Source organism: Burkholderia sp. Nafp2/4-1b (genome assembly GCF_003635165.1).
Classification (GTDB): domain Bacteria; phylum Pseudomonadota; class Gammaproteobacteria; order Burkholderiales; family Burkholderiaceae; genus Burkholderia.
Genome location: NZ_ML058608.1, coordinates 1 through 11,797, shown reverse-complemented (window position 1 = coordinate 11,797; position 11,797 = coordinate 1). Strand labels below are relative to the sequence as shown.

Annotated in this window: 10 protein-coding genes; 8 read left to right on the top strand and 2 right to left on the bottom strand. The window is 61.9% G+C overall.

Annotated elements, in window-relative coordinates; all coding sequences use genetic code 11:
- Window positions 1-14: 14 nt before the first annotated feature.
- From C7H84_RS18290 to C7H84_RS18265, 6 genes are all read left to right on the top strand, one after another.
- Entirely contained in the window at window positions 15-860 is an 846-nt protein-coding gene (locus C7H84_RS18290) for a methyltransferase domain-containing protein (RefSeq protein ID WP_240462049.1), read from the top strand.
- Window positions 857-1,195 carry an EamA family transporter gene (locus C7H84_RS18285; RefSeq protein ID WP_121860108.1) on the top strand — a complete coding sequence of 113 codons (339 nt, stop codon included), beginning with the start codon at window positions 857-859 and terminating at the stop codon, window positions 1,193-1,195. The genes C7H84_RS18290 and C7H84_RS18285 overlap by 4 nt, the downstream gene beginning before the upstream one ends.
- A 525-nt stretch (window positions 1,196-1,720) precedes the next feature.
- A complete protein-coding gene (locus tag C7H84_RS37180; RefSeq protein ID WP_240462048.1) occupies window positions 1,721-1,990 on the top strand; it encodes a hypothetical protein in 270 nt (89 codons plus the stop codon).
- A gap of 136 nt (window positions 1,991-2,126) precedes the next feature.
- A complete protein-coding gene (locus tag C7H84_RS18275; RefSeq protein WP_121860107.1) occupies window positions 2,127-4,901 on the top strand; it encodes a type VI secretion system Vgr family protein in 2,775 nt (924 codons plus the stop codon).
- A 2-nt stretch (window positions 4,902-4,903) separates the two neighbouring features.
- Window positions 4,904-6,484, top strand: a complete 1,581-nt coding sequence (locus C7H84_RS18270) for a hypothetical protein (protein ID WP_121860358.1) — start codon at window positions 4,904-4,906, stop codon at window positions 6,482-6,484.
- Window positions 6,481-7,557, top strand: coding sequence for an Imm72 family immunity protein (locus C7H84_RS18265; protein ID WP_121860106.1), 1,077 nt, complete (start codon window positions 6,481-6,483; stop codon window positions 7,555-7,557). Before C7H84_RS18270 ends, C7H84_RS18265 begins: the two co-directional genes overlap by 4 nt.
- Before the next feature lie 605 nt (window positions 7,558-8,162).
- Here C7H84_RS18265 and C7H84_RS18260 read toward each other — a convergent pair.
- Both C7H84_RS18260 and C7H84_RS18255 read right to left on the bottom strand, forming a co-directional pair.
- Entirely contained in the window at window positions 8,163-8,924 is a 762-nt protein-coding gene (locus C7H84_RS18260; protein WP_121860105.1) for an anti-sigma factor, read from the bottom strand.
- A complete protein-coding gene (locus C7H84_RS18255; RefSeq protein ID WP_121860104.1) occupies window positions 8,921-9,439 on the bottom strand; it encodes a sigma-70 family RNA polymerase sigma factor in 519 nt (172 codons plus the stop codon). Before C7H84_RS18255 ends, C7H84_RS18260 begins: the two co-directional genes overlap by 4 nt.
- A gap of 159 nt (window positions 9,440-9,598) precedes the next feature.
- On the opposite strand from C7H84_RS18255, the gene C7H84_RS18250 reads away from it, so the two are divergent.
- Complete coding sequence (locus C7H84_RS18250) at window positions 9,599-10,687, top strand: catalase family peroxidase (RefSeq protein WP_121860103.1); 1,089 nt, start codon at window positions 9,599-9,601, stop codon at window positions 10,685-10,687.
- Window positions 10,687-11,217, top strand: coding sequence for a cytochrome b (locus tag C7H84_RS18245; protein WP_121860102.1), 531 nt, complete (start codon window positions 10,687-10,689; stop codon window positions 11,215-11,217). Before C7H84_RS18250 ends, C7H84_RS18245 begins: the two co-directional genes overlap by 1 nt.
- The last annotated feature ends 580 nt before the right edge of the window (window positions 11,218-11,797 follow it).

Sequence of the window (11,797 nt, the reverse complement as noted above, 5' to 3'; positions counted from 1 at the left end):
TGCACGGCCGTCGCATGAGGTGCGAAGCGTCGCGCCATGCCATGCACCGATCGCGCCATCGGGAGATTGCGATGCCACCTGGATTCATCGCGGACGACACGCCGCGGCCGTATGACGAGACGTTCTACCGGTACCAGCGCGAGGGATCGGTACGATCCGCGCGCGGCGTATTGCCAAGCGTCAATGCAGTGCTGAAGCCTGCGAGCATCCTTGACGTCGGTTGCGGCGCCGGAGCATGGCTCAGCGTGCATCGCGAGCTCGGCGTGCAGGACGTGACGGGCATCGACGGCGACTACGTGGATCGTTCGGTGTTGCTGTTCGACCGCGCCCGCTTCGTGCCGGCCGATATTTCGAAGCGCTTCGATCTCGGTCGGACATTCGACCTCGTCGAGTGCCTCGAAGTCGGCGAGCACGTACCGAAGACATCCAGCGAGATACTCGTCGACAATCTCGTCCGGCATGGCAAGCATGTGCTGTTTTCCGCTGCCGTGCCCGGCCAGGGCGGCGAAAACCACATCAACGAACAGGGCTACGGGTTCTGGCGTGACCTGTTCGCGCGCCGCGGCTACCAGCTGTTCGATTTCGTACGGCCGCTTGTCGCCGCTGACACGCGCATCGAGCCGTGGTACCGCTACAACCTGCTCTTTTTCGTTGCCGCCGATGAAGTGGAACGGCTGCCGGACGCCATCAGACAACACCGCGTTGACAGCCGTTCGCAGATATCGGATGTATCGCCTATCGGCTACAAGGCGCGCAAGTTCCTGCTGCGCTGGCTGCCGGTACGCGTGAAGACCCGCATCGCCATGTTGAAGAGCCGCATGGTCGCCAACCGATTGAAGCGCAGCGAGGAAGGCCGGTGAAACTGTCCGTCTACGTTCTCATTCTGGCCGGCGTGTTCCTGGCTGCGACCGGCCAGGTCGCGTTCAAGGTCGGCGCCGACGGTCGTCACGCACTCGCCGAATTCATCAACGCGTGGGTCGCGCTCGGGCTGCTCTGCTACGGCGCGGGAACCGTGCTCTGGATCTTCGCATTGAGCAAGGCCGGGCTCACCGTCGTGTATCCGTTTACCGCACTCACGTTCGTGCTCGTCTTTCTGGCCGGAATCGTGCTCTTCGGTGAGCGTGTGTCGTATGTGCAATGGGGAGGCGTCGCGATGATCCTCGGCGGGTTGTATCTCGTCGCCATGGTTCGTTAGACAAATCGACTTTGCGCTGCAACTTATCCACAGCCCTCTATGGATAACCGTCCGGCAAGCCTCTGGATTCACAGTGGAACGATTGAGGATATGTTGGCGCGGCGGCGAATCGACGAAAAGTTGTTCTGTGCTCCACAGAGATTTGCCTGTGCATTGCCGGGGGTTATGCATTCCGCTTCGCGCTGAAAATTCAGCAGGTTACGGAGGTTATCCACTGTGAGGCGGCGTGCTTGTTAACTATCACTACGTATGTATACGAACTCTGTTAACACCTTTGGATAAGCACAGTCCGGCGACTGTGATCCGGGCAGGATATGCACTAAGTGCGACGAGCGCACAATCAGATCGGCGGGCTGTGAGGCAGGCAGGCAGGCGATCAGAGAAAGGATTGGTCTGTAGAATCGCGGGGATTCCGGATGCGCAGTCCGACGGCCCGGATGACCAGATGAGTGATCCTCATCGCCCCGGCTTGACGTACTCGATATCGACGCCGTCGCGCGTCGAATGCAACGACACCCGGGCAACATGGTGTTCGAGCAACGCGTGTCGCTACCCGAAGCCGAAGTCCTGTGTTGTCGGTACAAGGGCGAGCGATTCAACGTGAAGTTCGATCTCGACTACGGGGTGTTCGTCGAGCGTGTCGACCAGTTGTCCGGCGAGAGCATCGCGAAAATTGTCGAGTGGCTCGCGAAAGAAGCGTGGCCGCCGTCGATGAAACGCCAGCGTCATTCCCGACGAGTCGCCGAATTTGTTCCGGCCAATAGCGAAACCGCAGGGGCCCTCGATAACGCGTGAGGCACGACACCAATTCAAGATTCTCAACATTCCAGCCGATGATGATTAATGGTAGAGCCCTGATAAACCGGTAAAATCCCGCGCGATAGCGAGACAGACACCATCCGAGGGTGCTGAAATAAAAAAGGGCCTGATAATGAACATGCCGGACATCGGCGCCGCGATTCGCGGTGGCTTGCTTCAGCAGAACCGTTTGCTCAAATTGGATACGCCGCTGGGCGCCAATGCACTTGCCGTACAGCGCGCGGTTGGCCGATCTCGGATCGGCCGAGACTATTCGTTTACGCTCGACGTAATTTCGAGCGACGACGGTCTCGAACTCAAGAAATTGATCGCGCAGCCTGCGACGCTCTGGATCCAGCAGGCCGACGATTCGTATCGGCCCATCAGCGGCTACTTGTACACCGCACGTCGACTTGGTGCGAACGGCGGCCTGACGACTTATCAGCTTGACCTGCACGCGTGGATGCACGTGCTGCGGTTTCGTCGGGACGAGAAGATCTGGATCGAGCGGAACGCGGAGGACATCATTTCCGACGTGCTGGGCACGCATCCGGAAGCACGCGGGCAGTTCCGCTTTGTATTGTCGCAACCGTTGCCGAACCGGTCGTTCACGCGACAGAGCGAAACGGATTGGAACTTCGTGCATCGGTTGATGGAAGACGAGGGACTCTACTGCGCGTGGCAGCAGGCCGACGACGGCAAGTCGCATACCCTCGTGATCACCGACAACCTGCGGGCGTTCACGCCGATGTCGCCGGAAACCGTGCGCTTCTTTCGCGGCGGCGCGGCGGGTGAAGCAGACGCGTTCACGCAATGGTCCGGCACGCGCACGTTGCAGAGCGTGACGCTGACGACACGTACGTTCGATTACAAGAATCCGGCGCAGTCCGCGAACCCGAAGGGTACGTCGTTGCCGACGATGGGTGGCCAAGGGGCATTGCCCGACCAACTCGAGGTGTACGAGTACACGGGCGGCTACACGTATCTGGACCAGTCGCGCGGCGATCACCTGTCGAAGATCCGGATGGAGGGATGGGAGTCACAGGCGAAGCGCTTCTTCGGGTCGGGCGGTGTGCGCGGCGTCGATGCCGGCCGGCGTTTTACGCTGGCAGAGCATCCCGAGCACGATCGCGATACCGCTGAGCAGCGCGAGTTTGCCGCGATCGGAGTCGCCTGGTGGATCGAGAACAATCTGCCGGTACCCGGCACCGATTCGGATTTCCCGCATAGCCTGGCGCGCGTGCTGGACCGGACACGTGCGCGATACGAAAACACGCCTGGACTGCGGGTGCCGCATGACGACGGTTCAGTCGGCTTCTACCTCGTCGAGGTCGAGGCGCAGCGCTCCAGCGTCCCGTATCGCAGCCCGTTCGAACATCCCAAGCCCGAGATGCATCTCGAAACGGCGATCGTCGTCGGGCCGCAGGGCGAAGAAGTCTATACCGACGAGTTGAACCGGATTCGCGTGCAGTTCGTGTGGGATCGCCTGAACCCGGGCAACGAGAATGCGTCGTGCTGGGTGCGGGTCGTGCAGTCGGACACCGGTGGCGGCTATGGCGGCGTGCATGTGCCGCGTATCGGCGAGGAAGTGCTGATCGACTACGTCGGCGGCGACTGCGACCGGCCCTTGGCGGTCGGACGCGTGTACAACGGCGCGAACCAGCCGCAGTGGCATAGCGACGGGATCCTCTCCGGCTATCGATCGAAAGAGTATTCCGGCAGCGGCTACAACCATCTCGTGATGGACGACGCGACCGGGCAGAACCGCGTGCAGCTGATGAGCAGCAGCGCGAACAGCCTGCTGCATCTCGGCTACATCATCGACCAAAACGGCAATTCGCGCGGGTCGTATCTCGGGAGCGGTTTCGATCTGCGGTCGGACGCGTACGGCGCGGTGCGGGCGAGCCAGGGCCTGTACTTCACCACGCATCCGAAGGCAGTGAACAGCCAGCCGCTCGACGTGAAGGAAGCGCAGCGGCAGCTCGTGACGGGCGAGAGCCTGGTCGAAGCGCTATCGGGCGTGAGCGAGCAGCATCAGGCAGAAAGCCTGAAGGACGCGCATGACACGATGCGCGCATTTGCCGACGCAACGCAAAACAACGTATCCGGCAGCACCGCGGGCGGCCGGACGGCCGGCGGCGGCACGGGCAGCGCGAATGCGTTCAAGGAACCGGTGATGCTGTTCGGCAGCCCGTCGGGAATCGGTATGTCGGCGCAGCAGTCGCTGCACATGGTTGCGAACGATCACGTGAATGTCGTGAGCGGGCAGAGCGTGCATGTCGCGACGGGCAAGTCGCTGATCGGCAGCATCGGGCAGAAGCTGAGTCTGTTCGTGCAGAACGCGGGGATGAAGCTGTTCGCGGGCAAAGGCAAGGTCGAGATCCAGGCGCAGTCGGACAACATCGAGGTGACCGCGCAGAAGGCAGTGAAGGTTGTGTCCGCAACCGACAGGATCGAGATCGCAGCCGATCAGGGGATCGTGCTGACAAGCGGCGGCGCATACATCCGGATCAAGGATGGCAACGTCGAGGTTCATGCGCCCGGCAAGGTCGACATCAAAGGGGCATCGCATACATTCGCGGGGCCGACGAGCATGGCATATCCGCTGCCGGCAATGCCGACTTCCACGCATGCGGCGGCGCTGCAATACCAGTATCACGACAACGAGCCCGTTCAGGGCGCGAAGTATGTTGCGACGCTGCCCGATGGCACCACGCGCGAGGGCGTGCTCGATTCGCACGGCCGGATGCATCTGGAGAACGTGCCGGCTGGCGCCATCAAGGTTGAACTCGGACCGGACGCGCGCGCGTATGCGCGCAAGGATACGACCGCCAATCCCGACTACAAGGGAGAAAGCCTGTCCGACGCCGATATCGATTCAATCATCAACAAGCACGGGGGAGCGTGAGCGTGAGCTTGACGATCGAGGATTTCAGGGCAACGTCGCTGGAAGTCGGGCAGTGGTGCTGGGGAACGCTGGAAGGAGCATTCAACGAAAAGCAAACGATCAGCCAGATCATCGTCGATGCGGTGATCGGCATGATTCCGCTCGTGGGCGACGCAACCGCCGTTCGGGATCTGCTGGCAGTCAGCATTGGTATGAGTCAGGATCCGGTCAAACGGAACGATACGATGCAGCGCGTGCTGCTGGTCGTACTCATCTTTGCGCTGATTCCGGTGGTGGGCGGGGTCATCAAGGGCGTCGGGCGTTTGCTGCTGAAGGTCACCGGGGATGTCGCGAAAGATGCCGAGCTGCTGAAGGCGGTCGTGCAATTCCTGAATCGAATGGGGCACGGCGACGCACCGAAGTGGTTGAAGGCACTGGACCTGGCCAAGTACCAGGCGCAAGCGATTTCCCGCCTGAAGGATTTTTGCGCGACGGTTCGCGTGGCCATCGAGCGTTCGCTCAATGCGCGCGTCGGTCGAATGCTGCCGGATAAGTGGCGGGCCGCGCTTGAGCGTGTCAGTAGCGGCTTCCACGCGATTCAGGACATGGCCGACAAGATCGTACCGGAGGCGATCAAAGAGCTGAACGCGAAGCTCAAGGTGCTGCAGAACATGGTCTATCGCGGCGAGGTGCATGAAATCGCGACAGGCGGCGTGCCGAAGCTCCAGCGTGAGGCTGAGGCGTATCTGCAGGAGCGCAGGCTTGCGCGCGATATTCGTCGGGGTCGCTTTCCGTCGGCGCAATGCCTGGCTGACGAAGGTAAGGTCGAGGCGTGGCTTAGAGCGAAATACGGCGAGAAAATTGCCCAGGGATGGCCGGACATCCTTGCCAAGATAGGCAAGATGCCAATGTTCGGCAAAGACAAGGTCTTTACCGATGTCGCGTCGTTCAGCGGTGAGATCAAGGCACTGACTGCAAAGGAGCTCGCGGGCAAGAAGGTGTTTCGCGTCTTTGGCAACCCGTCCGAACTGGCGATGTACCCGGGTGGTAGCTCGGCGGGCGGCAGAAGCCCCGCGTTCTGGGGATTTGGCGAGCCGCCGAAGACCGCGGAGGAGTGGCGCAGGCTTTGTGCGGTGCTGGATGCATGGAACGGCAACGGGTTCATCGTGGTCATGCAGTTGCCGCACGATTTCGGCGAGCGTATGCCGACAGCCAATGCGTGGGCAGGGAAGATTGCCGAGCAGTATGGGTCAGTGACGCCCGTTCAATATCTTGAAGGCGGCGCCGATCAATTGGTCGTCGACTTCGGCAAACTGTCGGAATATGTGACCGCAGAAGGAAACAAGATCAAGAAGGAATTCGAGAATTTCACCGGGCATGCGAATGTGCACGTCGAGCGGGAGTTCGATGGCGTCAAGATCGAGTTCCACAAGACGAACTGGGAGAATGTCGAGAAGGTCTACGGCTACAGCAAGTACGAGGACGACATCCACTACTCGACGAAGACACGCCGGCTGGCGAGTGACGAAATCCAGACCAAGACGACCAACAGCAAAGTGACCGCAACGACGCGATCGGCAGCGAGTTATGAAGGTCAGCGATGACGAAGACGATCAAGCAATACGACATGACGGATGACACGACGCGGCGCAGGATTTTCTGGCTGCTTCAACGGCTGACCAGCTTTTCGCTCTGGAAGCGCAAGCGCGATGCCTTTGCGATCTTCGCGAACGAGTATGAAAACGCGGTGAAGACTTGGCCGGAAGACGATCCCGAGCGCGTGCACGCAGACCATTTGCCGACCATCTTCGAAATCCTCGCTTCTTACGATCGAGGATTGGCGGAACTGGCTCGGGGGTATCGATTCGTGTGGCAGCGTGGCGAGCCGCTGGAATACGCGATTGATCGGTATGACTATTTGAACGCGTATTTCTTCCCGCATGCGGATTTCTGGGAGCGCGGTGCGCAGATGGCTGCCTACCCGGCGAAGATCGATGCGCTGGCCCAACTGCTGCACGCATCGGAATACCAGATGGAGAATGCTCCGTTAGAGCCGTCGAGTTTGAACAACGACCTCGCACAACTGCGTTCGGTAGGGCTGCTGCTGTCACCGGGAGCATACGAATACACCTTCTACACGCTCCCGTATCCGGTGTTTCCGGAGAACCTGCCCGAGGTTCCGGAACCAGTCGGACCGGTAATCAAGTCCGGAGACAAAGTGCCTTGCGACGGCATCTGGGAACCCGTTGCCGTCGAGCAATCGAAGTTGCTGGGCGTCGTGCCGGTGGGCAATCGCAGCTTGCGCAACAACGGCTGCTTCAATTATTTCATTCGGGACATTCGCGCGCCGAACCTCAGGGACGACGAGACGCGAACGCCCGTCAACACGCACTGGCGACTGTTGTGGGAAGACAAGCGATACGCGGACGGCGTCATCCCCGACGAATCGCAGTATTTCCTCGAGCCGCCATCAGCGCCGGCGCCAAACCGTGACCCCGTTGCGCAGGTCCGCACTGGCGATATCTGCCCGGTTTCCGGTGAATGGCAGACGGACGAATACGGCGGCAAGACGCTGCGCATCGAAGCCGGGGCGGCCATGCCGGACATGCTGGTCAGGGACAATCTGGGCGAGCTCAAGGTGCACTGGGTGACGTGGCGTCTGGTGAAGCGTACGTAGTATGGAAACGGAAGGACGGGCGGATGGCCGACGTCCGCGCGGGCTCGCCGATGCAAGCCTGCGCGGGACGTCGATCAAGTACTTGGTTTCCCCGGAAACCGGCGAGATTCTCTGGACTTACTCGATCAAGTGACGTCCGTGTCGCCGTAGCGCTTGGCCTTCGAGTGTGGATAACCGGCACGCAAAACAATCAGAAACGCTGTGCAATTTACCGGTGAGCATCAATGAGGGTTGCTCACGCGTATGTGAACAACTCGAACGCAACCTAAATCGAAATTCTGTGCATCGGCCCGACGAGAACGGTGTGGATATCACCACCCGAAGCCACTCGAAATGCTGTGGAATCCGAGGTGAGCGGTTCGACATGCGACGGCATGCCGAGTCGTTGCGGTCGATGTGGATATCCTGCATCCAAACGACACCAAACCCTGTGTCGCTGGAACCGAAGAGGGTACGCCCATTTGCGAACGCACCGCGACGAGGTTCGCGATGTGGATAACCACCACTAAAGCGAATCCAAACGCTGTGGACCTGAACGGTGAGCGCGAGCGCTTTCCGGCTGGTCTAGCCGCAGCGGCCGGACCGCAGGCCGCACATAGTTCCACTCAAGTCTGCTGATCAAGCGCCCGCACGACCGATCCTTGCCCGAGACTATCCGCCGGCCCGACGATCGCGAAGTTGAGCCCATTCGCCGACCCATACCGCGCGAGCAACGACCCGTCCACACGTTGCCCGGCCGGCAGCAGCCGATGTTTCGACTCCGCGGGCCTCAGATAGAAACTCAGCGTCCGTCCGGCATCGTCCTGATAGAGCACCATTGCAGCCGTAGCGCCACTATCCGTCGTAAACAACCGCCCACCAACGGGCCTGAACCCGGCGGCACTCAAATCCGGCAACCTCGCCGAAGCCCCCACGCGCCGGGTGAGCCATCCCTGCAGATCTCCCGCACTCGTCGGCCGAAAATCCACCTTCGCGGTTTGATCGACCACCATCATCCGGTAAGCCTCGACCGCATCGCTCATTGGCGCGATAGCCGGCGGCGCGTTCCACCCACGCGCCTGCCACCCACCAAACGTCCCCAACCCAATACAGAACACGAACGAAGCCGCTATCGCGAACCGCATCCGCGAGCGCTCCGCGCGCCGCGCCCGAATCGCCGCCGGATCGAGCTCAGGATTCTCACCCGGCATCCGCACGCTCTCGAGCGCGGCCCGCAATCGCTGCGCGTCCTGCTGCCATTGCTTCACCTGTTCCGCGCTCTCCGGATGCAGCGCGAGATATCGCTCGACCGCGGCGCGCGCGTCGTCGTCGAGCTGGCCGTCGACATAGGCCTGGAGATCATGTTCGTCGGGACGGAGGGTGTTCATTTCATCAAGCGGAGAGAAGGAGCGGGGAGCTCGCCGTCGCTGAGCTGACGCAGCGCCTGGCGCGCCCGGGAGAGTCGCGACATCACGGTGCCGATCGGCACGTCGAGCAGGTCGGCGACTTCCTGATACGTAAAGCCCTCGACCGCGACGAGCAACAGCAAGCTGCGCTGCTCGTCGGACAAACGGCCGAACGCCTCGAGCGTTGCGCGCGCGGTCGCCTCGCGTTCGGCGGACGGCCAGTGCAGCTCGTCGTCGGTGCCGATGCGGCCCAGCAGCCACGCGTAGCGCTTGGCACTTCGTTTGCCGTCGAGAAACTGCCGGTAAAGGATCGTGAAGAGCCAGCTGCGCAGCGATGCGTCGTCGCGGCGGCTCGTCCAGCGCGACAGCGCGCGCTCGAGCGTCGACTGGACGAGATCGTCGGCCGCGTGGACGTCGCGCGCGAGCCAGAGCGCGAAGCGTCGCAGCCTCGGAATGAGTTCGCGCAATGCGTCGTCGTCGGGGGCGTTTGAGGGCATGGCCGGGGGGCGCGAGCCGATAAGCGTGGAGATGCTGCGTAGGACGCCGGTCGGCGCTGCTTATTCCTTCAGCATACAAAAAATTTCTTCATGGAATAAAGTGGCCCGGCTGGCGTCCTACGTGCGTTCGACAATGATCTGACGATCGGGAGTGCATCCATGAAGCAACCTTCCTCTTCTTCGCCGCCGGGCGAGCCCGGGCGCGGGCTGTGGCGCTGGGCCGTGATCGGCGGCGCGGTGGCCGGCGTGGCCGTGGCGTTCGGGTATGTCGGCGGCTGGCTCGCGCCGGCGCGCCTGACCCCGCACCGGCTCGTCGACGCGCTGCAGACGGCCGGCGGCGAGCATCCGGGCTACCGGCGCAATCACGCGAAGGGCGTATGCGTGACCGGCTACTTCGAAGGCAACGGCGCGGCGAGCGCGTATTCGGTCGCGCCGTTCTTCAAGGCGGTGCGCACGCCGGTGGTCGGCCGCTTCGCGCTGCCGGGCGGGAATCCGTATGCGCCGGACAGCAGCGTGCCGATCCGCAGCCTCGCGCTGAAACTCACCGCACCGGACGGCCAGCAGTGGCGGACCGGGATGAACGCGATGCCGGTGTTTCCGGTGGCGACGCCGAAGGCGTTCTACGCGCAGGTGCTCGCGACCCGGCCGGATCCGGCGACGGGCAAGCCCGATCCGGCGAAGGTGAAGGCGTTTTTCGGCGCGCATCCGGAGACGGCCGCGTTCCTCGCCTGGGTGAAGGGTGCGAAGCCGAGCGCGAGCTACGTCACCGAAAGCTATTACGGGCTGAACGCGTTCTACTTCGTCGACGCGGCCGGCAAGCGCCAGGCGGTGCGGTGGCGCGTCGTGCCGGAGCAGACGGCCGGCGCCGGCGCCGTCGCGACGGCTGCCGACCCGAACGTATTGCAGCAGGACCTGACGCGGCGCATCGCGGACGGTGCGCAGAAGTGGAAGCTGCTGGTCACGCTGGCCGAGCCCGGCGACCCGGTGGACGACGCGACGAAGACCTGGCCCGCGCAGCGGACGACGATCGACGCGGGCACGCTCGTGCTCGATCGCGTGGCGCCGCAGGACAGCGGGCCGTGCCGGGACGTGAATTACGACCCGACGGTGCTCCCGCAGGGCATTCAGGTGTCGGGCGATCCGTTGCTGGCGGCGCGCTCCGCGGCATATGCGGATTCGTATCTGCGCAGGACGAGTGAAGAGGCCGGCGTGGCCGGCGCGGCGCGATTGAGTGCGGAGGGACGGTGATGAGAGCTGCTACGACGTTTAGCTTGCCGGCGAGGGTGTTGCATTGGGTGATGGCCGCGATGGTTCTCACGATGCTGTTCGTCGGCGTGGGAATGGTGGCATCGGTTTCCGAACGACACGATTTCCTGGTGGCGTTGCACAAGCCGCTGGGGATTGCCGTGCTGGTGCTGGTGTGTGTGCGGATCGTGGTGCGGTTCGTGTCGAAGCCGCCGGCGTTGCCGGCGGATCTGCCGTGGTGGCAGAAGGTTGCCGCGCATGGGTCGCATCTGGTGCTGTATGCGCTGATGCTGGCGATGCCGCTGATCGGATGGGCGATGCTGTCCGCTGGCGGGTATCCAGTGACGCTGGGCGGCGGCGTGCAGTTGCCGGCGCTGGTCTCGGCTGATCCGGTGACGTTTGCCTGGCTCCGGGTTGCCCACCGTGTGTTGGCTTACCTGTTCTTCCTGACGTTCCTCGCGCACTTTGGGGCGGCGCTCTATCACGGATTGATCCGGCGGGATGGGGTAGTGAGAGCGATGGTGGGAAGGTGAGCGACGGAAGGGGACGCCCGACGCCGGCGGGGTTGTTCATGGTTTATCGTGCGCAGCCTCTGCCGAGCCGCTTTCCTTTCATGACCGGTTGGGGCGCCTCGACGGGCCCCGGGCCCGGCTTGTAAAAAAATTTTCACAAAAGGGTTGCAGAGACGGGTCCGGGTGCATAGAATCACGCCTCTTTCGCGCTAACGGAAACGGAGCGCGGGGGAAAAGAAGGGAAGCAGTGCGGTTGATGGCAGGTTGTAGAGCCCCACCGCACACGGATTTAAAACCGCAGTCGTCGCAACGAAGTAGTTAAAAAAGTTGTTGACGAGTTTTAAAAAACGGTTGATAATCTCGCTTCTCTGCTGCTGAAAACGCAGCGCTGCTGAGAAACGCGAAGTTCCTCGCAGAAATGCTCTTTAAAAATTAACAGCCGATAAGTGTGGGCGCTTGATGGAAGCGAGCTGATCTTCGGATCAGATAGCGAAAGTATCAAGAGTCTCACACTAAAGTAAGTCAGGTTTATGAAGTGATTCATATTCCTGTCAGCTTTGAGTGAGCGACCGGTTCGAAAGAACCGAAAACAGTAACAGGT

Bases quoted from the DNA above. Each gene is read 5' to 3' on its own strand.
- C7H84_RS18290 (WP_240462049.1), top strand. From the start codon at position 15: ATGAGGTGCGAAGCGTCGCGCCATGCCATGCACCGATCGCGCCATCGG.
- C7H84_RS37180 (WP_240462048.1), top strand. From the start codon at position 1,721: ATGGTGTTCGAGCAACGCGTGTCGCTACCCGAAGCCGAAGTCCTGTGT.
- C7H84_RS18275 (WP_121860107.1), top strand. From the start codon at position 2,127: ATGAACATGCCGGACATCGGCGCCGCGATTCGCGGTGGCTTGCTTCAG.
- C7H84_RS18265 (WP_121860106.1), top strand. From the start codon at position 6,481: ATGACGAAGACGATCAAGCAATACGACATGACGGATGACACGACGCGG.
- C7H84_RS18260 (WP_121860105.1), bottom strand. From the start codon at position 8,924: ATGAACACCCTCCGTCCCGACGAACATGATCTCCAGGCCTATGTCGAC.
- C7H84_RS18255 (WP_121860104.1), bottom strand. From the start codon at position 9,439: ATGCCCTCAAACGCCCCCGACGACGACGCATTGCGCGAACTCATTCCG.
- C7H84_RS18250 (WP_121860103.1), top strand. From the start codon at position 9,599: ATGAAGCAACCTTCCTCTTCTTCGCCGCCGGGCGAGCCCGGGCGCGGG.
- C7H84_RS18245 (WP_121860102.1), top strand. From the start codon at position 10,687: ATGAGAGCTGCTACGACGTTTAGCTTGCCGGCGAGGGTGTTGCATTGG.